This window comes from Brevundimonas sp. (genome assembly GCF_041648615.1).
GTDB lineage: Bacteria > Pseudomonadota > Alphaproteobacteria > Caulobacterales > Caulobacteraceae > Brevundimonas.
In genome coordinates, this window is record NZ_JBAZOS010000030.1 from 1 (window position 1) to 22470 (window position 22470).

Annotated in this window: 24 protein-coding genes and 2 pseudogenes; 4 read left to right on the forward strand and 22 right to left on the reverse strand. The window is 69.0% G+C overall.

Annotation, left to right across the window (positions count from 1 at the left end; genetic code table 11):
* From WC555_RS11410 to ald, 8 genes and pseudogenes are all read right to left on the reverse strand, one after another.
* A pseudogene (locus WC555_RS11410) lies at positions 1-655 on the reverse strand (peptidase M23); the annotation flags it as partial.
* On the reverse strand, positions 655-1119 hold the full coding sequence (rlmH, locus tag WC555_RS11415; RefSeq protein WP_373253672.1) for a 23S rRNA (pseudouridine(1915)-N(3))-methyltransferase RlmH: 465 nt from the start codon (positions 1117-1119) through the stop codon (positions 655-657). The gene rlmH and the pseudogene WC555_RS11410, both read right to left, overlap by 1 nt.
* 26 nt (positions 1120-1145) lie before the next feature.
* On the reverse strand, positions 1146-1550 hold the full coding sequence (rsfS, locus tag WC555_RS11420) for a ribosome silencing factor (protein WP_082560167.1): 405 nt from the start codon (positions 1548-1550) through the stop codon (positions 1146-1148).
* Positions 1551-1647: 97 nt separating this feature from the next.
* A complete protein-coding gene (locus WC555_RS11425; protein ID WP_373253673.1) occupies positions 1648-2325 on the reverse strand; it encodes a nicotinate-nucleotide adenylyltransferase in 678 nt (225 codons plus the stop codon).
* Positions 2326-2402: 77 nt separating this feature from the next.
* The gene (locus WC555_RS11430; RefSeq protein WP_373253674.1) at positions 2403-3701 is read right to left on the reverse strand and encodes a glutamate-5-semialdehyde dehydrogenase; all 1299 of its coding nucleotides are present in this window, start codon (positions 3699-3701) and stop codon (positions 2403-2405) included.
* 39 nt (positions 3702-3740) lie between these two features.
* Positions 3741-4886, reverse strand: a complete 1146-nt coding sequence (gene proB, locus WC555_RS11435) for a glutamate 5-kinase (protein ID WP_373253676.1) — start codon at positions 4884-4886, stop codon at positions 3741-3743.
* Positions 4886-5944, reverse strand: a complete 1059-nt coding sequence (gene obgE / locus WC555_RS11440; RefSeq protein WP_373253679.1) for a GTPase ObgE — start codon at positions 5942-5944, stop codon at positions 4886-4888. Before obgE ends, proB begins: the two co-directional genes overlap by 1 nt.
* 194 nt (positions 5945-6138) lie before the next feature.
* Positions 6139-7257, reverse strand: a complete 1119-nt coding sequence (gene ald, locus WC555_RS11445; protein WP_373253680.1) for an alanine dehydrogenase — start codon at positions 7255-7257, stop codon at positions 6139-6141.
* 147 nt (positions 7258-7404) lie between these two features.
* On the opposite strand from ald, the gene WC555_RS11450 reads away from it, so the two are divergent.
* Positions 7405-7881 (forward strand): Lrp/AsnC family transcriptional regulator, encoded by a 477-nt coding sequence (locus tag WC555_RS11450; protein ID WP_373253682.1) that lies wholly within the window; start codon positions 7405-7407, stop codon positions 7879-7881.
* 6 nt (positions 7882-7887) lie between these two features.
* Here WC555_RS11450 and WC555_RS11455 read toward each other — a convergent pair whose 3' ends face one another.
* The 10 genes and pseudogenes from WC555_RS11455 to WC555_RS11500 all read right to left on the reverse strand — a co-directional run bounded on the left by WC555_RS11455 (position 7888) and on the right by WC555_RS11500 (position 17587).
* The gene (locus WC555_RS11455) at positions 7888-8877 is read right to left on the reverse strand and encodes a type II secretion system F family protein (RefSeq protein WP_373253684.1); all 990 of its coding nucleotides are present in this window, start codon (positions 8875-8877) and stop codon (positions 7888-7890) included.
* A gap of 10 nt (positions 8878-8887) precedes the next feature.
* Positions 8888-9865, reverse strand: a complete 978-nt coding sequence (locus WC555_RS11460; RefSeq protein ID WP_373253687.1) for a type II secretion system F family protein — start codon at positions 9863-9865, stop codon at positions 8888-8890.
* A gap of 6 nt (positions 9866-9871) precedes the next feature.
* Positions 9872-11310, reverse strand: a pseudogene (locus WC555_RS11465) (CpaF family protein); the annotation flags it as partial.
* A 187-nt stretch (positions 11311-11497) separates the two neighbouring features.
* Positions 11498-13042: a CpaE family protein gene (locus WC555_RS11470; RefSeq protein ID WP_373253689.1), complete on the reverse strand. Its 1545-nt coding sequence runs from the start codon at positions 13040-13042 to the stop codon at positions 11498-11500.
* Positions 13043-13046: 4 nt separating this feature from the next.
* Positions 13047-13709 carry a CpaD family pilus assembly protein gene (locus tag WC555_RS11475; RefSeq protein WP_373253691.1) on the reverse strand — a complete coding sequence of 221 codons (663 nt, stop codon included), beginning with the start codon at positions 13707-13709 and terminating at the stop codon, positions 13047-13049.
* Positions 13710-13765: 56 nt separating this feature from the next.
* Positions 13766-15316 (reverse strand): type II and III secretion system protein family protein, encoded by a 1551-nt coding sequence (locus tag WC555_RS11480; protein ID WP_373253692.1) that lies wholly within the window; start codon positions 15314-15316, stop codon positions 13766-13768.
* A gap of 8 nt (positions 15317-15324) precedes the next feature.
* Positions 15325-16242, reverse strand: coding sequence for a Flp pilus assembly protein CpaB (cpaB, locus tag WC555_RS11485; RefSeq protein WP_373253694.1), 918 nt, complete (start codon positions 16240-16242; stop codon positions 15325-15327).
* Positions 16243-16344: 102 nt separating this feature from the next.
* On the reverse strand, positions 16345-16857 hold the full coding sequence (locus WC555_RS11490; RefSeq protein ID WP_373253696.1) for a prepilin peptidase: 513 nt from the start codon (positions 16855-16857) through the stop codon (positions 16345-16347).
* 121 nt (positions 16858-16978) lie between these two features.
* Positions 16979-17158: a Flp family type IVb pilin gene (locus WC555_RS11495; RefSeq protein WP_373253698.1), complete on the reverse strand. Its 180-nt coding sequence runs from the start codon at positions 17156-17158 to the stop codon at positions 16979-16981.
* Between the two features lie 249 nt (positions 17159-17407).
* Positions 17408-17587 carry a Flp family type IVb pilin gene (locus WC555_RS11500; RefSeq protein WP_373253701.1) on the reverse strand — a complete coding sequence of 60 codons (180 nt, stop codon included), beginning with the start codon at positions 17585-17587 and terminating at the stop codon, positions 17408-17410.
* A gap of 263 nt (positions 17588-17850) precedes the next feature.
* Here WC555_RS11500 and WC555_RS11505 point away from each other — a divergent pair, with 263 nt between their 5' ends.
* The 3 genes from WC555_RS11505 to WC555_RS11515 are packed head-to-tail and all read left to right on the forward strand — an operon-like array spanning position 17851 to position 19430.
* Positions 17851-18273, forward strand: coding sequence for a pilus assembly protein N-terminal domain-containing protein (locus WC555_RS11505; protein ID WP_373253702.1), 423 nt, complete (start codon positions 17851-17853; stop codon positions 18271-18273).
* Positions 18274-18286: 13 nt separating this feature from the next.
* Complete coding sequence (locus WC555_RS11510) at positions 18287-18859, forward strand: TadE/TadG family type IV pilus assembly protein (RefSeq protein ID WP_373253703.1); 573 nt, start codon at positions 18287-18289, stop codon at positions 18857-18859.
* Positions 18860-18893: 34 nt separating this feature from the next.
* Positions 18894-19430, forward strand: coding sequence for a TadE/TadG family type IV pilus assembly protein (locus WC555_RS11515; protein WP_373253704.1), 537 nt, complete (start codon positions 18894-18896; stop codon positions 19428-19430).
* Here the strand turns inward: WC555_RS11515 and WC555_RS11520 are convergent.
* Genes WC555_RS11520 through WC555_RS11535 form a run of 4 tightly spaced genes read right to left on the reverse strand, consistent with a single transcriptional unit; the run spans position 19427 to position 22468 of the window.
* Positions 19427-20725 carry an anthranilate synthase component I family protein gene (locus tag WC555_RS11520; protein ID WP_373253706.1) on the reverse strand — a complete coding sequence of 433 codons (1299 nt, stop codon included), beginning with the start codon at positions 20723-20725 and terminating at the stop codon, positions 19427-19429. The genes WC555_RS11515 and WC555_RS11520 overlap by 4 nt on opposite strands.
* Entirely contained in the window at positions 20722-21501 is a 780-nt protein-coding gene (locus tag WC555_RS11525; RefSeq protein WP_373253707.1) for a tyrosine-protein phosphatase, read from the reverse strand. The genes WC555_RS11520 and WC555_RS11525 overlap by 4 nt, the downstream gene beginning before the upstream one ends.
* Before the next feature lie 28 nt (positions 21502-21529).
* Positions 21530-21835 carry a winged helix-turn-helix domain-containing protein gene (locus WC555_RS11530; RefSeq protein ID WP_373253708.1) on the reverse strand — a complete coding sequence of 102 codons (306 nt, stop codon included), beginning with the start codon at positions 21833-21835 and terminating at the stop codon, positions 21530-21532.
* A gap of 6 nt (positions 21836-21841) precedes the next feature.
* On the reverse strand, positions 21842-22468 hold the full coding sequence (locus WC555_RS11535) for a hypothetical protein (protein WP_373253710.1): 627 nt from the start codon (positions 22466-22468) through the stop codon (positions 21842-21844).
* Positions 22469-22470: the final 2 nt, after the last annotated feature.

Consider the following 22470-nt stretch of genomic DNA (forward strand, 5'->3'; position numbering starts at 1 on the left):
GCAGCCGGGCCTCCAGGGCGCGGGTGGCCCGTTCCGCCGTCTGCGCCTCGGCCCGCAGCACGGCCTGCAGCGCGGTCTTGCGCGCGGTCAGGGCCTCGATGCGCGCCCGTCGGTCGCCGCGCGCGCTTTCGGTGGTGAACAGTCGTTCGCTGTTCAGGGCGGCGATGCGCCGGACGCGGTTCACCTCGTCCTGACGGTCCGCCAGTCCCTGGGCCCGCGCCTGCAGCGTCGGGGTCATGGCGCGGATCAGGATGGAGGCGCGGACGGTGTCCACCGCCTTGTCGGCGGGCGTCAGCAGCGGCGGCGGCGGGCGGCGGCTCATCATTTGCAGCGCCGACAGCAGCCGGCCCTGCCGGCCCCGCGCCTGCGACAACTGCGTCACCAGCGGCGCCTCGCGCGCGCCCAGCTCGCGCAACCGGGCCCGCTGGGCGAGGATCAGCCGGTCGTCCTCGCCGACCGAGGCGCGCAACTGGCCCAGAGACCGCTCCAGCCCGGCCAATTCGGCCGTGGCCTCGGCCGCTTCGGCCCGCAGGCGTCGGGCGCGGGCCTGTTCGTCGCGGAACTCGGCCTGAAGCCGCGCCACGTCGGTGATCGGCGCCGCGCCTACGGGGAGGGCGGTCAGGCTCAGGCAAAGGATCAGGACCAGCGGACGCATCAGTCGCGATGATAGGGCGAACCGGCCAGGATGGTCACGGCGCGATACAGCTGTTCCGCCAGCATCGCCCGCGCCAGCGCATGCGGCCAGGTCTGGGGCCCGAAGGCCAGGGTCGAACCCGCCGCCGCACGCACGCTCTCGTCCAGCCCGTCCGCCCCGCCGATGGCGAACACCAGACGGCGCTCGCCGCGGTCGCGCAGCATGGCGATATGGTCGGCGAAGGCGCGGCTGGAAAAGGTCCTGCCGCGTTCGTCGCAGGCGATCAGATGCGCCCCCTCGGCGGCCTTGAGGATCAGCTCGGCCTCGGGCGCCTTGCCCGGCTTGCGCGGCTCGAGGTCGACCAGCTCCAGCGGTCCCAGCCCCAGGGCCCGACCGGCCAGGGTGGCGCGGTCGGCGTAGTCGGCGGCCAGCATGGCTTCGGGTCCCCGCCCCGGCTTGCCGATGGCGATGACGGCCAGCTTCATGGGTTCAGGACTTGGGGATCAGGAGATCAGGCGCGGGCGTCGACGCGATGGCCGCTCTCGACCGACCAGATCTTCTCGATGTTGTAGAAGGCGCGCACCTCGGGACGGAACAGGTGGACGATGACGTCCCCCGCATCCAGCAGCACCCAGTCGCAGTGCGGCAGGCCCGAAACCTTGACCTTGCCCAGACCCTGTTCCTTCAGCGCGCGCTGAAGGTGGTCGGCCAGGGCGCCGACGTGACGGTGCGACCGCCCGGAGGCGATGATCATGGTGTCGGCCATCGGGCTTTTGCCCTTCAGGTCGATGAGGACGATGTCCTGGGCCTTGTCGTCGTCGAGACGCGACAGAATGGCCGTTTCCAGAGCGGTGGAGCCGACGGGAAGGGGAGCCTGCGGACCGTCTTCGGAGCGGATGGGTTCGAATTCGTCCATCTCGTGCGCCGTGTTGGAAACGGCGGCGTCTTGCGCATCGTGCGCGGGCGAGGGGGTCAGCGGAGGGCTCCGGGGAGATTACTAAAGGCGCAGTCTATCACAAATGCGCGGCGGCGTCACGCGCGGCCCGCAGCGCGGTTGAGGAACGGGGATTCAACGGCGCCGTCAGCCAGGTCCAGGCCGGCGCCTCGAGGTCGGGCAGGAGCCGTGCGCGGGCGGCCGGAATTCGCGCCGCCGCGAACCGGGCCGCGGCGGGAGAGGTGCGGCTCTGGTGCAGGGAGCCCGGCCGGGCGATCACCGCCATCGGCATCATCCGCATGATGTCGGTCCAGCCGCGCCACTTGTGGAAGCCGGCCAGATTGTCCGATCCCATCAGCCAGACGAAGCGCACGCCGGGATGGCGGGCGGTCAGGGCGCGCAGGGTGTCGACGGTCCATTGCGTTCCGACCCGGGTCTCGAAGTCCGAGACGATCATGGACCGCCCGTCCGCCGCCAGCCGCGCCGCCGCCCGCGCCGAAGCCATGCGCTCGGCCAGGGGGGCGCTGTCGCGGGTATCCTTCAGCGGATTCTGCGGCGACACCAGCCAGATGACGCGATCCAGCCCCAGCCGCCGCATCGCCGTCTCGGCGACATGGGCGTGGCCGTCGTGGGCGGGATTGAACGAGCCTCCGAACAGGCCGACCGCCATGCCGGGCTGCAGGTCAAGCCCGTCGCGCAGGGCCCCGGGGCGAGGCCCCGGGGCTTTGGGTGCGGGACCGGCGTGGAAGAAGGACAAGGCGGCAGGGCTCGCGGGGACTTATGCTCACAAGGGAGCTAACACGCGGTCTGTCCGGTGTCGCCTGCGATCCGGCTTCAGGGCCGGATCTGGCCCTGGCCGCGGATCACGTATTTGAAGCTGGTCAGCTGTTCGGCGCCGACCGGCCCGCGGGCGTGCAGCCGGTCGGTGGAGATGCCGATCTCGCCGCCGAAGCCGAACTCGCCGCCGTCGGCGAACTGGGTCGAGGCGTTGGCCAGCACGATGCCGGCGTCCACCTCGGCCAGGAAGCGTTCGATCACCACCGGATCGGAGGCCACGATCGCCTCCGTATGACCCGAGCCGTGGCGCGCGATGTGGTCGAGGGCCGCGTCGACGCCGTCGACCACCCGCACGGCGAGGATCGGCCGCAGATATTCGGTCGACCAGTCGGCCTCGCTCGCCGAAGTCGCCAGCGGAACCAGCGCGCGCGCGGCGGCGTCGGCGCGCAGCTCGCAGCCCGCCGCGGTCAGGTCGGCGGCGATCAACGGCAGCAGGCTGTCGGCGGCCGCCCGGTCGATCAGCAGGGTCTCCGCCGCGCCGCAGACCGACACCCGCCGCATCTTGGCGTTCAGCACCACCGCCCGGGCCATGTCCGGCTCCGCGCTGGCGTGGACATAGACGTGATTGACTCCTTCCAGATGTCCCAGCACCGCGACGCGGGCGTCCCGCCGCACCCGCTCGACCAGCGACCGCCCGCCGCGCGGGATCAGCAGGTCGATGGCTCCGTCCAGACCGGTCAGGATGCTGCCGACGGCGGCGCGATCGCGGGTCGTGACGAGCTGCACCGTGTCGGGGGACAGGCCTGCGGATTCCAGCCCTTCGACGAGCGCCGCGTGGATGGCCAGGTTGGAGCGCAGGCATTCCGAGCCGCCGCGCAGGATCACCGCATTGCCCGACCGCACGGCCAGGGCGGCGGCGTCGGCGGTGACGTTGGGCCGGCTCTCATAGACGATGGCCAGCACGCCGATCGGGGTGCGCACCCGGGCGATGTCCAGACCGTTGGCGGGGGTCCAGCGCGCCGTCTCGACCCCGACCGGATCGGCGATGGCGGCGATGGCGTCCAGCGCCGCGGCGACGCCCTCCAGCCGGGCGGGATCGAGGGCGAGGCGGTCCATCAGGGCCTCGGCCATGCCCCCGGCCCTCGCGTCCTCCCGATCGGCGGCGTTGGCCGCCAGCACCCGGTCGGACCGCGCCCGCAAGGCCTTCGCCATGCCGGCGATGGCGCGGGTGCGGGTCTCCGGCCCGGCCAGGGCGAGGGCGCGGGCGGCCGCGCGGGCCCGGCGGCCCATGGCCAGCATATCCGCCTCGAGAGGGGCGACGGGCGTCGAGGGCGGAAGGTCGGAGGACGGGCTCATCCGCTCAGGGTCGCATCGTCCGCGCCCGTGTCAAAGGGCTCAGGGCCGCCGAAGCGCCAGATCATCGGCATGGACCACGACCGGTCCGCCTTCGTAGCCGAGGGCCGCGGCCAGATCGGCCGAGCGGACGCCGATGATCTTCGACAGCTCGCCGGCGTCGTAGCGGACCAGGCCCCGGGCGATCTCCATCCCGTCGCCGTCGACAATGCCGACCGGATCGCCCTTGCCGAAGGCGCCGTCGGCGGAGACCAGCCCCACGGCCAGAAGCGAATTGCCCTCCGCCAACGCCCGGGCGCAGCCCGCATCGACGACCAGTGTCCCGCGCGGCGCCAGCGACCCGCCGATCCACTGCTTGTAGGCGGCCCTCACGGTCGTGGCGGGATCGATCAGGGTGCTGCGCAGGTCTGCGAAGCTCTCGCCCGCCTCCAGCGACCGTCCGGCGGCGATCAGGGTGGCGCAGCCGGCGTCGGCGGCGATCCGGGCGGCCATCAGCTTGGTGGCCATGCCGCCGGTCCCCATGCCCGCCCCGGCGTTGGGGCCCGTCGCCATGGCCTCGATCGCCGGCGTCAGGGTCTCGACATGGGGAATATGGACGGCCTCGGGATCGGACCGGGGGTCGGCGGTATAGAGGCCGTCGACGTCCGACAGCAGGATCAGCAGGTCGGCGCCGATCATCTGCGCCACGCGCGCCGCCAGCCGGTCGTTATCGCCATAGCGGATCTCGTCGGTGGCCACGGTGTCGTTCTCGTTGACGACCGGGATCACCCCCATGTCGAGCAGGGCGCCGACGGTGGCGCGGGCGTTCAGCCAGCGCCGCCGCGTCTCGGTGTCGTCTCGGGTCAGCAGGATCTGGGCGGTGATCCGCGCGTGGGGCTCGAACGCCGCGGCCCAGGCCGCCATGAGCAGGGACTGGCCCACGGCGGCCGACGCCTGTTTGGCTTCAAGGCTCCCGGCCCGCGCTTTCGGACCCAGCCGCCGGGCGCCGAGGGCGACGGCGCCCGAGGAGACCACCAGCACCTGCCTGCCCTGGTCCATCCAGCCGGCGACGCGCGCGGCCAGTCCCTCCAGTCGCGCGTGATCGACCGTGTTGGTCCGGCCGTCGACCAGCAGGGACGAGCCGATCTTGAGCACGATGCGCCGGGCGTCGGCGATCGCCCGGGCGGATCGGGACGCGCCGTCGACCATCAGGGCGCCCAGCCGCCCGGCGTCTCCATGACGGTCTCGTCTTCCTCGGCCGGGGCGATCTCGCCGCGGTCCTTGCGGACCTCGGTCCAGGCGGCGCGCAGCAGTTCGGTCACGCCCTCGCCCGAAACGCCGGAGACCAGCATGGGCCGGCGGCCGGCGACGGCCTCCAGTTCGGCCGCCTTTTCCTCGCGCGCCTCGGGGGTCAGGGCGTCGACCTTGTTCAGGGCCAGGACCTCGGCCTTGTCGGCCAGGCCCGCGCCATAGGCCTCCAACTCGTGGCGGATGGTCCGGTAGGCGCCGGCGACGTCGTCCTGGGTGCCGTCGATCAGATGGATCAGACAGCCCGAGCGCTCGACGTGGCCGAGGAAGCGGGTGCCGAGGCCCGCCCCTTCCGAGGCGCCCTCGATCAGGCCGGGGATGTCGGCGATGACGAACCGCTCGGTGGGCGACAGGTCGACCACGCCGAGGTTGGGCACCAGGGTCGTGAACGGATAGTCGGCGATCTTGGGCCGGGCGGCGCTGGCGGCGGCGAGGAAGGTCGATTTGCCGGCGTTGGGCAGGCCGGCCAGGCCGACGTCGGCGATCAGCTTCAGCCGCAGCCAGATCCAGCGCTCCTGGCCTTCCTGGCCCGGGTTGGCGTAGGCGGGGGCCTGGTTGGACGGACCCTTGAAGTGGACATTGCCCCAGCCGCCGTTGCCGCCCTTCAGCAGCAGTTCGGTCTTGCCGACATGATCCATGTCCAGCAGCACCGTCTCCTTGTCGTCGTCCAGCACCTGGGTGCCGACGGGGACTTTGAGGATGACGTCCTCGCCCTTGGCGCCGTGCATCTGCCGGCCCATGCCGTGGACGCCGGTCTGGGCCTTGAAATGCTGCTGGTAGCGGAAGTCGATCAGGGTGTTCAGCCCGTCCATGGCGGTGATCCAGACGTTGCCGCCATTGCCGCCGTCGCCCCCGTCGGGCCCGCCGTTCGGGATGAATTTTTCGCGCCGGAACGAGACGGCGCCCGCCCCGCCGTTGCCGGAGCGGATATAGATCTTGGCCTGGTCGAGAAACTTCATCGCGTGATTTCTAAGTGGGCGCTAACGCTCGCGACGCGGTCGCTCGCTGCTTGAGCGCGGCTTATGCCCCAAGAGAGCGGCGATTTACAGGCATGGGAGGGATTAGGGATGAGGGATGAGACGGGGAGCAGCAAGCGGGCGAGCCGATGAGCTCGCTTCCTCATCCCTCATCCCTAATCCCTGATCCCTGGGCTTCAGCCCTTCGCCCACACCCCGAACGGATCGCTCCACGGCATGTCCAGCGCCTCGGCGACGGCCGGATAGGTGATCTCGCCGTTCAGCACGTTCAGGCCGCGGGCCAGATGCGGGTTGGACTTCAGCGCGTCCAGACCGTGGTCGGCCAGGGCCAGGCCGAAGGGCAGGGTGGCGTTGTTCAGGGCTTCCGACGAGGTGCGCGGGGCGGCGCCCGGCATGTTGGCGACGCAATAGTGGACGACGCCGTCGATGACGTAGGTGGGGTCCTCGTGGGTCGTGGCGTGGCTGGTCTCGAAACAGCCGCCCTGGTCGATGGCGACGTCGACCAGCACCGAGCCGGGCTTCATCTGCTTCAGGTGTTCGCGCTTGATCAGCTTGGGCGCCTCGGCGCCCGGGACCAGAACGGCGCCGATGATGACGTCGGCCTTGACCATCTCCTCCTCGATCGCGCCGATCGAGGAATAGCGGGTGATGACCCGGCCCTGGGTGACTTCGTCGATATAGGCCATGCGCGGGATGGAGCGTTCCAGCACCACCACCTCGGCGCCCAGGCCCATGGCCATGCGGGCCGCGTTCAGGCCGACGACGCCGCCGCCCAGCACCAGCACCCGCGCCGGGGCCACGCCCGGAACGCCGCAGAACAGCAGCCCCATGCCGCCGTTGTGCTTCAGCAGGGTCTCGGCGGCCGAGAAGACGGCGATCCGGCCGGCCACTTCCGACATCGGCGCCAGCAGCGGCAGGCCGCCCTGGGCGTTGGTCACGGTCTCATAGGCCACGGCCGCGCATTTCGACGCCACCAGCCCCTTCGTCTGCTCGGGGTCGGGCGCCAGGTGCAGATAGGTGAACAGGATCTGGCCCTCGCGGAGCATTTCCCACTCGACCTTCTGCGGCTCCTTCACCTTCACGATCATGTCGTTGTCGGCGAAGACCGTCTTCGCGTCGGCGACGATCTTCGCGCCGGCCTTCCTGAAGTCGGCGTCGGTGAAGCCCGCGCCCAGTCCGGCGCCCGTCTCGATCGAGACCGTGTGCCCATGGGCGACATATTCGCGCACGGCGGTCGGCGTCAGACCGACGCGGTGTTCGTTCTTCTTGATTTCCTTGGGGACGCCGACGCGCATGGGAGTTTCCTGTTCCGGTGAGGATGCGGGCGCGCTCTCCGGCCGCCTCGCTTCGTGCGGCAATCTAGCGGCGGTTCGACCGCAGGTTCCTGTTCTTTTTGGCGGGTGAACGCCGTACATTCGCAGAATCTGCGAATGAGGTGGGTGATGAAGACAATCTCTGCTGTCGCCCTCGACGACACCGACCGGAAGATGCTTCGCGCCCTGCAGAGCGACGGCCGCATGACCAACGCCGATCTGGCCCGGACGGTGAACCTGTCCGAGAGCGCCTGCCTGCGCCGTCTGCGCGCGCTGGAGGCCGCCGAGGTCATCAGCCGCTACGCCGCCATCATCAACGAACGCGCCGTGGGCCTGCCGATCAGCGTCTTCGTGACGGTGACCCTGTCGTCCCAGGCCGAGGCCTCGCTGACGGCCTTCGAGACCGCCATCGCCACGGTGCCCGAGGTGGTGGAATGCTATCTGATGACCGGCGGCTCGGACTATCTGCTGCGGCTGGTGGTGCGCGACGTCGACGATCTGGAGCGCGTCCATTCCCACGAGCTGACGCGAATTCCGGGGGTCACGCGCGTCTCGTCCAGCGTGGCGATGCGAACGGTGGTGAAGCGCGGGGCCTTGCCGGTCTGAGCGCCGTCAGCCGCCCGCGGCGCCGGCGGCCATCGTATCCTGGATGCTGATGATCGCCGGCGTCAGGATGACGATGAACAGCACCGGCAGGAAGAACAGGATCATCGGCACGGTCAGTTTGGCGGGCAGGGCGGCGGCCTTCTTCTCGGCGGCCGACAGGCGCATCTCGCGGTTTTCCTTGGCCATGGTGCGCAGGGCCGAGCCCAGCGGCGTGCCATAGGTCTCGGCCTGGGTCATGGCGGTCGCGACCGATTTGACGCCCGGATGGTTGGTGCGTCTGGCGAGGCCCTCATAGGCCATGCGCCGGTCGGGCAGATAGCTGAGCTCGGCCGACAGCAGGGTCATCTCCTCGGCCAGGTCGATGGACGAGCCGCCGATCTCCTGGCTGACCTTCTGGATCGCCGCCTCGATCGACATGCCGGCCTCGACGCAGATCAGCAGCAGGTCCAGCGCATCGGGAAAGGCCTGCATGATCGAGGTGCGGCGCTTGGCGATGCGGTTGGCCAGGAAGATGTTGGGCGCATAGAAGCCGATCACCGCAGCGACCATGGTGATCGTCACCCGGACCATGAACGACAGGCCGAAGTCGTTGAAGACGAACAGATAGAAGGCCACGATCGCCAGGAAGACGAAGGGCATGGAGAAGCGGAAGAAGTAGAAGGTCGTCAGCGGCTTGGGTCCGCGATAGCCGGCCTGGGCCATCTTGTCGGCGACCTTGGGATCTTCCAGCAGCGTGGTCAGGTTCAGCCGCTCGACGACGCGCTTCTTGAACCCGTCGTCGGTGTGCCGGAGGCCCTGCGGGCCGGCGTTCTGGGAGGCGATCGCCTGACGCGACCGGCGCTTCAGCTCTTCGCGGCGAACCGCGACGGCCTGCATCCGGCTCTCCAGCTTGACCCCGCCGCCGAACGAACTCGCCAGCGTCACGATGGTGGCGAACACCAGCACCCCCACGCCGAGGCTCAGCAGGTTCTGGACGTTGGTGAAGAACTCAATCACGGGCCGGTTCCTAGAACTTGAACGAGATCATCTTCTTCATCACGAAGATGCCGAAGCTCATCATCGCCACGGCCACGAACAGCATGAACTGGCCGCGCGGGTCGGTGAAAAGCTTGGCCATGTAGGCCGGGGTGGTGACGCTGACGAGGATCATCACCGCGGGCGGAAGGGAGCCGATGATGCCGGCCGAGGCCGTGGCTTCGGACGACAGGGCCTTGATCTTCTCGCCCATCATCTTGCGGGCCCGCAGCACGACCGAGAGGTTGTTCAGCGCCTCGGCCAGGTTGCCGCCAGTCTTCTGCTGGATGGCGATGACGATGGAGAAGAATTTCAGCTCCGGCGTCGGCATGCGCTCGTACATCCTGTCCAGCGCCTGGGCCAGGGTCAGGCCGACGCCCAGGCCCTCGACCAGTTTCTGGAACTCCGCGCCCAGAGGCTGCGGGCTCTCGCGGGCGATGATCTTGAAACAGTCGTGCACCGGCAGGCCCGATTTGATGCCGCGCACGATGACGTCGACGGCGTCGGCGAAATGGCTCGAGAACTTCTTGCGCCGCCGCTGGCCCAGCATGCCGACCCACCAGCGCGGCAGACCCAGGCCGACGACGAAGGCCATCCCCAGCGCGATGAGGACGTTCAGGCCGAACAGCAGCGGCAGCAGGAAGGCGAACACGCCCAGCACCCCGCTGATGATCCAGAAGGTCGAGGGCCTGGTGTTCAGCCCGGCCTGCTTCAGCTTGGCCTGCAGGCTGATGCGCGCCTTGCGCTCGGCGCGCTCCGATTCCTGGAGCTGCTGCATGATCTGTTTGCGACGCGCCTCGGGCGTGTTGGCGGCGGCCGCCTTTTTCGACGCGGCGTTGTTCTGTTTCGGACTGCCGAAGCCCTCGGCGCGCTTGAGGGCGACGTCGCTGGAATCGCCGCCGCCGACGAAGGCCCAGCCCAGGCCGCCGATGGTGATGAAGGCCAGGACGGCGGCGAGGATCGGCAGCATCGTCCGCTACTCCGCCGCGTCGAGGGCTTCCGCCAGCTCGCGCTCCAGCCCGTAGTAGCGGGCGCGGTCCCAGAAGCGGGGCCGGGCGATGCCAGTCGAACGGTGACGGCCGATGATCTTGCCGTTCTCGTCCTCGCCGGTGATTTCGTAGACGAACAGGTCCTGGGTGACGATGACGTCGCCTTCCAGCCCCACCACCTCGGTGATGTGGGTGATCCGACGGCTGCCGTCCCGGAGGCGCGCCGCCTGGACGATGACATCGACCGAGCCGACGATCATCTCGCGAATGGTCTTGGACGGCAGGCCGTAGCCGCCCATGGTGATCATCGACTCCATCCGGCTGATGGCTTCGCGGGGGCTGTTGGCGTGCAGCGTGCCCATGGAGCCGTCGTGGCCGGTGTTCATGGCCTGCAGCAGGTCGAAGGCTTCCGGACCGCGCACCTCGCCGACGATGATCCGCTCGGGACGCATGCGCAGGCAGTTCTTCACCAGGTCCCGCATGGTGATCATGCCCTGGCCCTCGAGGTTGGGCGGGCGGGTCTCCAGACGCACCACGTGCGGCTGCTGCAGCTGCAGTTCGGCGGCGTCCTCGCAGGTGATGACCCGTTCGGTCGGGTCGATGAAGGCCGTCAGGGTGTTCAGCAGGGTGGTCTTGCCCGAGCCCGTTCCGCCCGAGATGACCAGATTGCATCGCGACGCGCCGATGACGCCCAAAACGCGCGCGCCCTCGGGGCTGATGGAGGCGTACTCCACCAGGTTCTTCATCGTCAGCTTGTCTTTCTTGAACTTCCGGATCGTCAGCGTCGGGCCGTCGATGGCCAGCGGCGGGGCGATGACGTTGACGCGGCTGCCGTCCGGCAGGCGGGCGTCGCAGATCGGGCTGCTCTCGTCGACGCGACGGCCGACCTGGGACACGATCCGCTGACAGATGTTCATCAGCTGGGCGTTGTCGCGGAAGCGGACATTGGTCAGCTGGACCTTGCCGCCGACCTCGATGAACACCCGGCCGGCGCCGTTGACCATGATGTCGGCGATGTCGTCGCGGGCCAGCAGCGGCTCAAGCGGACCGTAGCCGAGGACGTCGTTGACGATGTCCTGGACCAGATGCTCCTGCTCGGCCACCGACATGGAGACGTTCTTGATCGCCACCAGCTCGGCGACGATGTCGCGGATCTCCTCCGACGCGGCCTTGGTGTCGAGCTGGGCCAGCTGGGCCAGATCGATGGTGTTCATCAGGGCGTTGAAGATCGTCGTCTTGGTGGCGTGGTAATAGTCGGACTGCTCGCGGACGATCTCGGCGACGGCCTGGGCCTTCTTCAGCTGTTCAAAGCCTGGCGTGGCCTTGGGGCCGGGACCGGTCCCGGCCCCCTCGCTCTCGCCGGCAGGCTTCGGCCGCATGGCCAGGGCGTCCAGCCGGTCGGCGGCGGGGGAGGCGGGCCTGGCGGCGTAGGACTCGGCCTTGCGGGTCGCGGCCAGGACCTGGTCGGGAGTCTGTTCGCCGCCGAAGGCGAAGGCTTCGGTCTGGATGCCGGGAGGCGGCTGGGCGGCCGGCGTCGACTGCGGCGCAGGCGCGGATGGACGCGGCGCCGTCGCCACATTCCCCGGTTGACCTGTGCGCTTGCCGAACACCCCTTACGACTTTTTCTTGAACAGGCCGCCGAACATGGACTTGCCCTCGCCCCTGGTCTTGTGGCCGGTCACCATCGGCAGTTCGCGGCGTGACACGATCTGCGCCAGCGTCTGGAAGGCCTCGGCCGCCTTCGACTTGGCGCTGGCGTCGAGGATCATCTGGCCGTTGTTGGCGGCGGCCCCGAAGGTCTTGGGGTCGAAGGGGATGATCAGGCTGGGATGGACTCCCAGGGCGGCTCCGAAATCCTTGGCCGGGATTTCAGGGCGTCCGGGCACGCCGACCTGGTTGAGCACCAGCCGGGGCGGGGCGTCGTTGGGGCGGCCCTGCTTGATCAGGTCGATCATGTTCTTGGCGTTGCGCAGCGAGGCCAGATCCGGCGTCGCGACGATGACGACCTCGTCGGCCGCGATCAGGGTGCGGCGCATCCAGCCCGACCACAGATGGGGCAGGTCCAGCACTACGAAGGGGGCGGTCGAACGGATCTGGGTCGTGACCTCCTCGAAGGCCTCGGGCGAGATGTCCCAGTCGACGTCGAGGGTCGCCGGGGCCGCGAACAGGCTGAGCTTGTCGGTGCAGCGGACCATCATCCGGTCCAGCAGCAGGGGATCGAGACGGTCCGGCTGGCTGAGCGCATCGGCGACGCCGCTCAGCGGGTCCTGATTGAAGTCCAGCCCGGCCGTGCCGAAGGGCAGGTCGTAATCGACGATGACGGTGTTGGCGCCGATCCGCTCCGACATCGCATAGGCGGTGTTGTGGGCGACCGAGCTGGATCCCGTTCCCCCGCGCGCGCCGACGAAGGCGATCGAGCGGCCGACGAAGGGCTGGGCCGGGTCGGCGAACAGGCCGCCGATCGCGGCGATCAGCTGGAGCGGCTGCAGCGGCGCGACCAGATACTCGCTGACCCCGCGACGCATCAGTTCGCGGAAAAGCAGGATGTCATTGGTGGCGCCGACGACGACGACCTTGGTGCCGGCGTCGCACACCTCGGCCAGCTGATCGACTTCCCACAGCAGGGTCTGCGGGTCCTTCATGCATTCGACGACGATCAGCGGCGGGGTTGGTTCGTGCTGATAGGCCTCGACGGCCGCGGCGACGCCGCCGATGCGGATCTGGGTCGTGGCGCGCGACAAGCGGCGATCCTGACCCGCGCGCTCGGCGGCGGCCAGGGTGTCCTGACGTTCGGCGAAGACGTGGATGGCGATGCGTGGCACCGAGATCTCGGCGGTGTGGCCGCCGCTGAGCATCGGGGCCGAGAAGGCCGAGGCGGCGCCGGCGACCAGTTCACCGACGGGATTGAAGCCGGCCGCGGCGGGAACGGCTTCACCGGCTTCGTGCAGGGGCGGGGCTGGCTGGGCGGCCAGGGCGGCGACGGCCGGGGGCGTGAACTGGAGGGGCGGACGCTGATCGACCGGCGGTTCGCCCGGAAATGCGGCGGGCTCGACGACGGTCGATCCGGCGACCGCGGCCTCGGGCGTCACATAACCCATATCAAGATCAAACTCGTCGTCGAACTCGTCAAAGGGTTGGGGGGCGAAGGCGTTGCTCATTGCCCTATTCCACGGCCCGGGCGACGCGACGATTGGTGAGCATTTGCTCCTGGGTCGCGGCGGTGTTCTGCCCGGTGCGATAGTTGGCGAAAACGACCCCCCGACGGGCCGCGTCGGACGGCGTCATTTGCCGTGGAGTGACGATATCGCGCGGCGTTTCTATCTGCGCGGCGAGATTGGCGTTGACCGCGCAGCCGAAGTTGGAGGACGGCTGATTGGTGGCCGAGCGGGTGAGGCTTCCCCAGTTGGTCCCGCACCGCGGAACGGCGGCCTGCAGGGTTTCAAAGCCCAGCAGGACCGGTGCGCGCGCGTCCGGGCCCGAATAGCTGACGACCTGGATCATACCGCCGGAGACCCCGGCCGTTTCCAGGGCGCTGCGGACCTTCCAGGCCATGTCGACGGCCACCGGATCCTCGCCGGCCGGGGCCTCGATGGTGACGACAGAAGCCCCTTCGCGCGCGAAGCGCGCCGCCAGATCGACGATGGCGGCGCGCTGCGGTCCGGAAAGGCCGGTCTCGTGCACCGCCAGGGCGATGCGATCGATTCCCGGCTCAACCTGCAAGGAATATCGCGAGGTCGGCGTCAGGGGGACGGGCAGGTCGCTTTCCACAGGCAGGCCCACGCATCCCGACATCAGGACCGCTCCGAGAAGGGCGGCGAGCGTCATTCCGCGGGCGGTCCGGGCGGGACGCGAAACAGACGGGGTGCGGGTCATGGAGGCGCTCATTCGATCACATAGCCGACGGGGCCTTGCCAGCTGCTCCGGGCGGCCGTCGGCTCGGATGCGTTGTAGGCCTGGTTCAACTGGCCGAGGAAAATGGTCTGTGCGTCGTTGGCGATGCGCAAACCATCGGCGGGCGTCTGCATCCGACCCGGCGAGGTGGGTCTGACGATGTAGGGTTCGACGATGACGACCAGTTCGGTTTCGCCGTTCAGATAATCGCGCGAACGAAACAGCGACCCGAGAACCGGCACGTTCATGAGCCCCGGAAGGGCGTCGATATTCTGCCGCGTGGTTTCCTGGAGCAGGCCGGCGATCATCATCGATCCTCCCGAGGGCAGTTCGACCGTGTTCTGGACCCGGCGCACATTCAGGCCGGACAGGGACGTGGCGGTTGTCGTGCCCGCGCCGATGGTGAGGGCGCCGGAGTTGGTCAGTTCTGACACCTCGACCGTGATCTGCATTGAAATCAGGCCGCCCGACATCACGATGGGGCGAAACGCCAGGCTGACGCCGTAGGGCTTGTATTCCGTCAGGATGGTGCCGTCCTGGTCTCGCCCCACCACGATCGGGAATTCGCCGCCGGCCAGGAAGGTGGCGCTTTCGCCGTTGACCGAGGTGAGGTTCGGCTCGGCCAGCGTCCGGATCAGGCCGGCGCGCTCGAACGCCTTGATGGTGGCCTCGCCCCGGTTGAGGCCATCACTTCCGGGGCCGGTGCCAGGCTGCGCCGTATCCCAGTTCTCGGCGCCGTAGCGGTTGTTGGGTCCATCGATGACGCCCATGCAGGTGGCGTCGGCGGGCAGGCCGGCCGCGCATGGAACCTGGAGTTGGTAGTTCTTGGTGGTGTCGATCGACCCCCCGCCGGAGAAGCCGCCCAGCAGGCCGCCGTTCACGCCGAAGGTCGCCGCCTGGCCGAGCAGGAACTGCGCGTCCCCCAGCCGGCCCAGCACGGCGCTGGTGTTGAAGCCCAACTGCTTGATGGCGGTGCGCTGGATCTCGACCACCCGAACCTTCAGCGTGACCTGGTCCGAGCCGGCGACGCTCAGCATGTTCAACACCTTCTCGGGCGTCGCCACGAAGGCCGATGCGATCTGCTGGGCCCGCTGGGAATCGATCGGGTTCAGGACCTGGCCGGTCAGGATGATGCTGTCGTTGATGGCCTCTGCATGGACCGCACCGCCCGGGACGATCCGGTTCAGCGTGTCCTGCAGCGCGGAAACCCCCGCGTCCACGCGGATCCGCAGGGACAGGATGGTGCGGCCGGCGGCGTCGAGAACCACCGCGTCGGTCTCGCCGGGCTGCAGGCCGATGATGGTGATGCGGCGCGGCGAATGCAGCATGGCCTCGGCGACCACGGGGTTCGGCACGATAACATCGCGGGCGTCCGACGGCAGGTCGATGGCCATGGACGAGCCGCGCGGCAGATTGATCAGCTGCGCCCCGGCGCCCAGGGGCACGGACGCGCGGGACTGGGCGTGGGCGACGTTCGGCGCGGCGGGAGCCGCGGCCGCGAATGTGAGGCCGGCCAGGGCGAGCGCGGCAAGACGCTTCATGGGGCGCTTCATTGGACCACCACCACTTCGGGCGCGCCGCCGCGGTAGATGCGGACAGCCGAGGATTGCCGGATGACCGGGGCGACCCGGCCGGAAGGTCCGGCCGTATCGGCGTAGGATCGAAGGACCAGGCTCAGCTCGCCCTCGGACTTGGCCAGGGCCAGGGCTTCGGCGTCGCGCGGTCCGAGCTCCAGCGTCGCCGTCGCGCCGACCACGGCCTGCTCGTCGTCGCCGGCCCGCGTCGACTGGTCGATCGCGAGCACCTTGACGTTCTGCATCACGGTGGACGAAGAAAACTTGGCCCGGTCGCCCTCCTGGGCGCCCGCGTTGCCGAGCGTGGTCTCGCGGGTCAGCAGGACATCGACCCGGTCGCCCGGCAGGATGAAGCCGCCGGCGGCCGTCTCGACCGTGACGCGGATGGCCATGGCGCGCATGCCGGGCTCCAGATAGGCGGCCATATAGCCGCTGTCCCCGGCGCGGACGATCTTGCGGCTGACGATCGGTTCGCCCGCCAGAATGGGTTCGCGCACGACCGAGCCGACATAGTCGGCCTTGGCCCCGCCGGTCGCCAGATCCGTGGCGGCGCGGGTCACCGAGGCGACGGCGCCTTCGGGCTTGTCGGCGGGCTTGGCGTCGGCGACCGCCCCGGCGGACGGCAGCGGAACGGTTCCATCGGTGATGAAGGCCGGATTGACCTCGTCGGCGGGCCAGTCCTTCCAGTCCAGGTCGCCCTCGGTCAGGCGTTGTCCGGGCTGCAGGTCCTTGGCGGCGACCAGCACCTTGGCCATGGGCCGCGCGGGAACAGCGGCGGCTGTGGCGACGGCGGTGGGGGCTTTCGAAGGCGATCCCATGGAGCGCACGACCAGGGCCAGGCCAATGGCGGCCACGGCGGCGACGCAAATCACGATGATACGGGCGGGCTTCATCCACGGTCTCCGGCAGGACCGGACCGAACCATCGAGTCGGTCCTCTGCCCCCTACCGTTAACGACCATGCCGGTTGCGGGTTAACGCGGACCTAAGTCGCTGTTACCCCGCGATGAAGGTCGCCAGCAGGGGGGAGGCCGGATAGGCCATCAGGGCGCCCGCGGCGATGGCCACGCCGTACGGGATGTCGCCACGCGGCTCCATCAGCTGCACGATCCAGCCCGGCGCGCCGATCAGATACGGGCGCGAATGGAAGCGGGCGAACAGCAGCGCCAGGCAGAAGACGCCGCCCATGACGCCGGTCCACAGCAGGAACATGCCGGAGCCCGACAGGCCCAGCCACAGGCAGGCGGCCGCCATCAACTTGGCGTCGCCGCCGCCGATCCAGCGCAGGGCGAACATGCCCGCGCCGATGACCAGCGCCCCGGCGGCGACGCCGAGGTTGGCGGCGACCGTCATCGGGTCGAGGCCCACGACGAGGGCGGCGGGGAAGAAGGCAAGCACCAGCAGTCCCGAGATCCAGTTGGGGATCTTCATCGAGGTCAGGTCCTTGAGCCCGGCGACGATGACAAGGGCCGGCATCACGCCGAGAAGGATCAGGGTCACGGTGTCCATGGCCGTATTTCACATACAGGCGGTTAAAGCGGGGTTGAGGGGACAGACAGACCGTAAAGCAGGAGGGCCGGGGCGCATCCGCCCCGGCCCTTCGCCGCTTTTCAGACGTTCGTCGGAACCGTCAGGCGCCGGCGGTGCCGCCCATGCCGGTGACGACGGCGTTGAACTTGGTCTTGATGGTCGTGCCCAGGGCGGTCACGGCCGAGATGATGACGACCGCGATGAGGGCGGCGATCAGGCCGTACTCGATGGCCGTGGCGCCCGACTCGTCGGACATGAAATTCGAAACGAACTTGGTCATTGGATTTCCCTTTGGATGGAGTGAAGCGAGCTACTCAAAACGGGGGGAGCCGGTAGCCCGCTTGACCCCCAAACGCAGGACTGTTTTCGCCCATGTCAGTTAAAACAGCGTAGGCGGTCGTAGTTACCGGGCGATTCACCTTGAATAATCGCATGCAGGCATTCTGAACCCGCCGGTCAGGACCACAGAAAAGGGCCGGGGCGTTTCCACCCCGGCCCTTCGCCGCTTTTCAGACGTTCGTCGGAACCGTCAGGCGCCGGCGGTGCCGCCCATGCCGGTGACGACGGCGTTGAACTTGGTCTTGATGGTCGTGCCCAGGGCGGTCACGGCCGAGATGATGACGACCGCGATGAGGGCGGCGATCAGGCCGTACTCGATGGCCGTGGCGCCCGACTCGTCGGACATGAAATTCGAAACGAACCTGGTCATGCTGAAACCCTTCTAAGTTAAAGCGAGCAATCGTTGACGCCGCCGGGGTCGTCGGTTTGCCCGCCTGACCCCCTTTTGCATCTTCACAATGCAGATCGCCGATTAAGGGCGAGTAAAACGGTGATCTGAGAGTTCGATTTCTTTATTGACGCCGCGTTTACTATAACCGCAACCGCGGTTGCATGATTTCAGACTTTATTGAGGATTGCGGGGCAGTGTCCGGTTCACGCTTACGCGCGCGCCCGTTCACCGGAATTCGACGCATGACCCGCACCGCCCGATCCGCCCGACTGGGCGCCGCCCTCGCCGCCCTCGCCCTGCTGGCCGCTCCGGCGGTCGGTTTCGCGCAGTCCGCGCGGATGAGCGTCGAAATTGATCAGGCCGCGCGGGTTCAGCTGCGGGGGGCGGCCGGGTCCATTATCGTGGGCAACCCCGAGATCGCGGATGTGACCGTCGTGGATTCCAACACCCTGTATATCACCGGCAAGGGTTATGGGGTGACCGAGATCGTGGCGGTCGACAGCGCCGGCCGGACTCTCTTCCAGAGCGAAGTCATCGTTACGGCCGGATCCGGCGCGGGCCGGGTCCGCGTCTGGCGCGGCGGCCAGGCCACGGAGATGGCCTGCGCCGCTTCATGCTCGCCGTCCGTGCTCGGGACCAGCGGCCCCGCGGCGCCGACGCCGTAGCGGCCATCCGCCGATGCGCGCTCGTCAACCCCGGTCTCCGGCCCTCCGCCGCGGTTTCCCTGCCCGACTGCTGGCGGCGCGGGACGGGTCGGCGGCTGTCGAATTCGGCATGGTCGCCTTGCCGTTCTGCCTGATGATGTTCGCCATCCTGGAACTGGGTCTCGTATTCGTCACGGACTCCGTTCTGGAAAACGCCACCATCGAGACCGGCCGTATGATCCGTACGGGTCAGGCCAGCGCCCAGGGCATGACGGCGGCGCAGTTCAAGACGGCCCTGTGCAGCCGGATGAGCATCTTCGCGCCCGACTGCGCCAGTCGCGCGACGGTCGATGTCCGGGTCATCCCCCAGTTCGCCGCCCCGCCGCCGGATCCGATGGCGGGGGGCGCGTTCGATGCGGCGGGAATGAATTACTGCATCGGCAACCCGGGCAGTCTGGTCCTGGTGCGGGTCTGGTATCGGCAGCCGTTGCTGACGACCTTTCTGGCCCAGGGGTTGTCGCGGCTGAACGACGGGACGGCCATGCTGACCGCCACCACGGCGTTCCGGAACGAGCCCTTCGCTCCCCCAGCGGGACCGTCATGCTGACCGGGGTCGACGCCGTGAGCGAAGAGCCCCTCGCATGAGGCGCCGCGGGCTCATTTCCCGACTGACGGGCGACGAACGCGGCGTGTCGGCTGTCGAGTTCGCCCTGATCGCGCCGGTCATGATCGCCTTCTATTTCGGGCTGGCCGAATTCTGCCAGGGCTATATGGCCCAGAAGCGCATGGGTCATGTCGCGGCCATGGTCGCGGACCTGGTGGCTCAGGAAGAGATCGTGGCGACGGCGAACCTGGATGACATCTTCCAGATCGGCGGACTGATCATGAAGCCCTTTTCCACGGCCACGCTGAATCAGCGCGTCAGCAGCGTCACGCAGACGGCGGGCGTCGCCAAGGTGGTCTGGAGCCGCGGCCGCGGTATGGGCTCGCGCCCGGTCGGCGAAGTGGTCGTCTTGCCGGCGGGGCTGATCTCCAATGGGGAAAGCATCATTCTGTCGGAAGTCACCTATGACTATGATTCTCCCGTCGACTATCTGATGCCCCCGGTGACGCGGTTCTCGCACACCTATTATCTGCGTCCGCGCACCGTCGACGCCGTGGTCTGCTCGAACTGCTAGGACCCGGTCAGCGCCTCGCGCAGGGCGAGGATCTTGGCGTCTGTTTCCGCCAGTTCGGCCCCGGGATCGCTGTCCGCCACGATGCCCGCTCCCGCCAGGGCGCGGAAACGCCAGCTGTCCCCGGTCCGTTTGAAGGAGGCGGTGCGGATCAGGACGGACGCCGTCATCCGGCCGTCGTCCTGAATGTGGAACAGGCTGCCGCACCACGGACCGCGCGGCGGCTCATGGCCGGCGATGACCTTCATGGCCTGATGCTTGGGCGCGCCGGTGATCGAACCGGGGGGAAAGGTCGCCGCCAGCAGGTCGGCGGGGCCGACGCCGTCCCTGACGCGGCCCGAAACCGTCGAGACCAGGTGATGGACGGTCGGGTGGGTTTCGATCTCGAACAGCCGGTCCACCACGATCGAGCCCGGTTCAGCGACCCGCGCCAGGTCGTTGCGCATCAGGTCGACGATCATCAGGTTTTCGGCCCGGTCCTTGGCGCTGGCCTCGAGTTCGGCGGCCAGTGCGGCGTCGCGCGCCGGATCGGCGTCGCGGGGGCGGGTGCCCTTGATCGGCCGTGTCTCGATCCGGCGGGTCGCCGGCTCGAAGGTCAGGAACAGCTCGGGGGAGTTCGAGACGATCGCCAGATCGCCCAGACGCCAGAAGGCCCCGTAGGCCGCGGCCCGGTCGGCCAGGCGCAGCATGACGTCGAACGGATCGGCCCCGGGAGCCAGCGTCCCTGACCAGGCCCGGGAGATATTGGCCTGGAACAGGTCCCCGGCGGCGATGCGGTCGACCACGTCAGCCACGGCGTCGACATAGGTCGCCGGAGCCGCCTCCGCCTCGAATGATGCGGCCGGAGCGGCGGGACGCACAGGATCGCGCGCGCCCGCCAGCCACGCCTCGGCCTTTTCCGCCGCGGCCCGCGCCGACGCCGGGTCGTCCCCACGCCCGATTACGCTGACCGAGCGGTCGCGATGATCGAACGCCAGCATGGCCGGATAGCGGGCCAGCATGAGGTCGGGCCAGACGTCCGGACGGGGACCGGTCGCGGCGCGGGCGCCGGCGTCATAGGCCAACAGGCCGATGAGGCCGGTCTCGAAGGGCGGCGCGCCCAGCGGATGCAGACCGCTATCGGCCGGCAGCGGGCCGACATGGACCCGATCCGGTTCGGCGGCGACGAAGGACCAGCGCCCGAGGACGCCGCCGTCCGAGAGCAGGGCCAGCGGGCCGTCGAAATGTCTCAGGCCATGGGCGACGGCGAGGGGGTCGCGCCAGGGCCGTATAAGGATCTCGACGATGCGGGAGTTCACGCCGACAGCCGCTCGCCGATGCGGTCGCGCAGGCGGGCGTCGACGCCGAGAGCCTGTTTGAGCCAGGCGTCGATCGAGCCATGTTGGGCCGCGATCCCGGCCAGGGCGGTCTCCAGATAGACCGGCTCGACGCCCAGGAAGGCCACGACGGCGTCGTGCGAGGCGGGGCGGCCGGTCATGGCCTCCAGCTGGCGGGCGATGCCCGGCGCGCGCCGCTCCAGATCCACGGCGGTGTTGGTCAGCAGGTAGTCGGCCATCATGTCGTCGGGGTGGACGCCGAGCAGATGGTGGGTCAGGGCCGCCAGCAGGCCGGTGCGGTCCTTGCCGGCGGCGCAATGGATCAGGACGGGGCCCTCGACCTCGCCCAGAAGCCTGAAATAGCGGGCGAACAGATCGAGGTGCGACGGCTCGAACGGCAGACGGCGATAGGCGTCCATCATGAAGCGCCGTCCGGAATCGGGCGTCAGATCGGCGGTCTTGAGGAAGGTGAGGTGCGGGGCCTCGCCGCCGTCGTCATGGGCGCTTTCGATCACCGCGCCCGCGAAACCGGCCGGCCGTTTCGAGGGCTGGTCGCGGCGCTCGGACGGTCGGCGCAGGTCGACGATGGCGGCGAGCCCGAGGGCGTCCAGGCGGTCCAGGTCGGCGGGGCTGACCCGCGCCTGATGCGCCGAGCGGAACAGGCGTCCGGGCGCGATGTGGCGGCCCGCGCCGGCGGCGTAGTCGCCGTAGTCCCGGAAATTGTCGAGAGCGTCGAAGCGGTGGATGCGGCCGGTCATGGCCGCCTTCTAGCCGAGGCGCGGCGGTCTAACCACTCCTGCCGACCAGACCCTGCATGGCGTCGAGATAGGCGACGAAGGCCTTGCGTCCCGCGGGCGTCATCGACGCCTCGGTCAGCGGCTTGCGGCCCTCGAACCGCTTGGTCACGGCGACGAAGCCGGCGTCCTCGAGCTTGCGCAGATGGACCGACAGATTGCCGTCGGTGGTCTGCAGCCGCGCCTTGAGGGTGTTGAAGTCGGCGCTCTCCACGCCGGACAGCACCGCCATGATCCCCAGCCGGACGCGGCCGTGAATGATCTCGTCGAGACGGCTGATGTCGAAATCGTCGGTCATGCCCGATCAGGCCTGCTTCGCCGAGCGCATCAGCAGGAAGCCGGGCAGGGCCATCAGAAGGAAGAGGGCGGCGGCGTAGCCGAGGTACTGGACGTACTGTCCCGCCATGGCTCCGAGCAGGGGCGCGGCGACGAAAGACGCGATACCGAGAGCCCACAGCGGTCCCGACTTCAGCATGGCGGCGGTGACGCCCCAGCCCATGCCGTAAAAGACCATGATGATCGAGGGCACGAGCCAGAAGATCATGTCGGTCTGGTCGGCCCCGTTTCTGAAGCTGACCACGGCCATGGAGACGAAGAGGGTGAAGATGCCGCAGCCGACGCCGGCCCAGATGGCGCCGATGGCGCGGTTGGCGGCGGTGCGGACACCGCCCGTCCGGCGGATGCGGGCGACCAGGACGAAGTTGATCACCAGGAACAGGGCGGTGGCGATCAGCCATTCGGCTCCGGCCATCGCGAACCGGGGCTCGAGAAGGCCGGTCACGTGGCCCCAGTGCACCAGGCTGGTGATCCCGTAGATCAGGCCGGCCGCCATCAGTATGGAGCCGCCCTGCATCGGCGTGCGCGAGCCTTCCTCGGCCAGTTGGCGCATCCAGGTGATGTCGGCGGTGGGATTATCGGTCGGATCTGTCATGG

Bases quoted from the DNA above. Each gene is read 5' to 3' on its own strand.
- obgE (WP_373253679.1), bottom strand. From the start codon at position 5,944: ATGAAGTTTCTCGACCAGGCCAAGATCTATATCCGCTCCGGCAACGGC.
- WC555_RS11515 (WP_373253704.1), top strand. From the start codon at position 18,894: ATGAGGCGCCGCGGGCTCATTTCCCGACTGACGGGCGACGAACGCGGC.
- WC555_RS11430 (WP_373253674.1), bottom strand. From the start codon at position 3,701: ATGAGCCCGTCCTCCGACCTTCCGCCCTCGACGCCCGTCGCCCCTCTC.
- WC555_RS11530 (WP_373253708.1), bottom strand. From the start codon at position 21,835: ATGACCGACGATTTCGACATCAGCCGTCTCGACGAGATCATTCACGGC.
- rlmH (WP_373253672.1), bottom strand. From the start codon at position 1,119: ATGAAGCTGGCCGTCATCGCCATCGGCAAGCCGGGGCGGGGACCCGAA.
- WC555_RS11525 (WP_373253707.1), bottom strand. From the start codon at position 21,501: ATGACCGGCCGCATCCACCGCTTCGACGCTCTCGACAATTTCCGGGAC.
- WC555_RS11505 (WP_373253702.1), top strand. From the start codon at position 17,851: ATGACCCGCACCGCCCGATCCGCCCGACTGGGCGCCGCCCTCGCCGCC.
- WC555_RS11500 (WP_373253701.1), bottom strand. From the start codon at position 17,587: ATGACCAGGTTCGTTTCGAATTTCATGTCCGACGAGTCGGGCGCCACG.
- WC555_RS11490 (WP_373253696.1), bottom strand. From the start codon at position 16,857: ATGGACACCGTGACCCTGATCCTTCTCGGCGTGATGCCGGCCCTTGTC.
- WC555_RS11535 (WP_373253710.1), bottom strand. From the start codon at position 22,468: ATGACAGATCCGACCGATAATCCCACCGCCGACATCACCTGGATGCGC.
- WC555_RS11475 (WP_373253691.1), bottom strand. From the start codon at position 13,709: ATGACGCTCGCCGCCCTTCTCGGAGCGGTCCTGATGTCGGGATGCGTG.
- WC555_RS11510 (WP_373253703.1), top strand. From the start codon at position 18,287: ATGCGCGCTCGTCAACCCCGGTCTCCGGCCCTCCGCCGCGGTTTCCCT.
- WC555_RS11495 (WP_373253698.1), bottom strand. From the start codon at position 17,158: ATGACCAAGTTCGTTTCGAATTTCATGTCCGACGAGTCGGGCGCCACG.
- WC555_RS11460 (WP_373253687.1), bottom strand. From the start codon at position 9,865: ATGCTGCCGATCCTCGCCGCCGTCCTGGCCTTCATCACCATCGGCGGC.
- WC555_RS11450 (WP_373253682.1), top strand. From the start codon at position 7,405: ATGAAGACAATCTCTGCTGTCGCCCTCGACGACACCGACCGGAAGATG.
- WC555_RS11480 (WP_373253692.1), bottom strand. From the start codon at position 15,316: ATGAAGCGTCTTGCCGCGCTCGCCCTGGCCGGCCTCACATTCGCGGCC.
- cpaB (WP_373253694.1), bottom strand. From the start codon at position 16,242: ATGAAGCCCGCCCGTATCATCGTGATTTGCGTCGCCGCCGTGGCCGCC.
- ald (WP_373253680.1), bottom strand. From the start codon at position 7,257: ATGCGCGTCGGCGTCCCCAAGGAAATCAAGAAGAACGAACACCGCGTC.
- proB (WP_373253676.1), bottom strand. From the start codon at position 4,886: ATGGTCGACGGCGCGTCCCGATCCGCCCGGGCGATCGCCGACGCCCGG.
- WC555_RS11470 (WP_373253689.1), bottom strand. From the start codon at position 13,042: ATGAGCAACGCCTTCGCCCCCCAACCCTTTGACGAGTTCGACGACGAG.
- rsfS (WP_082560167.1), bottom strand. From the start codon at position 1,550: ATGGACGAATTCGAACCCATCCGCTCCGAAGACGGTCCGCAGGCTCCC.